Here is a 1,054-nt window from a genome sequence, read left to right on the forward strand (position 1 = left end):
GGCTCCAGCTACCTCTACCGCGCCTTCCACGCCATGCCCGACCTGCGCGGGCCCAGTGGCGAGCCCACCGGGGCCCTGCACGGCATGGTCAACATGATGGGCTGGCTGCGGGACCACATCGGCGCCGAGCACGCGGTCTGCGTCTTCGACGCCAAAGGCCCCACCTTCCGCGACGAGTGGTACCCGGCCTACAAGGCCCAGCGCCCGCCCATGCCGGACGACCTGCGCACCCAGATCGAGCCCATCCACGAGGTGGTGAAGCTGCTGGGCTGGCCCGTGCTGGAAGTGCCCGGCATCGAGGCCGACGACGCCATCGGCACCCTGGCCCGTGTCGCGGCCGAATCGGGCCACCGGGTGGTGATCTCCACGGGCGACAAGGACCTGGCCCAGCTGGTCAACCCCCATGTCTCCCTGATCAACACCATGGCCAAGCCGCCCGAGGTGCTGGATGTGCCCGGTGTGCAGGCCAAGTTCGGCGTGCCGCCCGAGCTGATCATCGACTACCTCACCCTCATCGGCGACACGGTCGACAACGTGCCTGGCGTCGAGAAGGTGGGCCCCAAGACCGCCGTGAAGTGGCTGGCCGAGCACGGCAGCCTGGCCGGCGTCATGGCCGCGGCCGACGCCATCAAGGGTGTGGCCGGCGAGAACCTGCGCAAGGCGCTGGACTGGCTGCCCCAGGGGCGCCGCCTGATCACCGTCAAGCTCGATTGCGACCTCACGGGCTTTGTGCCCGAATGGCCTGGCCTGGACGCCCTGGCCCTCAAGGCCCCAGACCTGCCGGCGCTGCTGGACTTCTACACCCGCTACGGTTTCCGCAGTGCCAAGGTCGAGGTCGAGCGCCTGCTGGGTGGCGGGGGCACGGTGGCCGCTGGCAAGGCGACACCCGCCGCCAAGGGCAAGGCCAGGTCCAAGGCCGCCGATGGCACCGCCGACCTGTTTGGAGGTGGAGGCGAGGCGCCCGAGGCCGCCCAGGCTGGTGCGAACGGCGAAGCGGCGGCAGGCGCCCCTAGCCTGCCCACCCGCTACGACACCATCCTCGACTGGGCGGCCT

1 protein-coding gene is annotated in these 1,054 nt (G+C 70.7%); it reads left to right on the plus strand.

The genetic code is table 11. The annotated features are described in order from the left end of the window. Positions 1–1,054 (plus strand): 5'-3' exonuclease H3TH domain-containing protein (locus QZ994_RS19980; protein ID WP_290877879.1); only part of this gene is annotated, 1,054 nt, incomplete at both ends.

Origin of the sequence: Aquabacterium sp. (assembly GCF_021768455.1) — a bacterium.
GTDB lineage: Bacteria > Pseudomonadota > Gammaproteobacteria > Burkholderiales > Burkholderiaceae_C > Aquabacterium.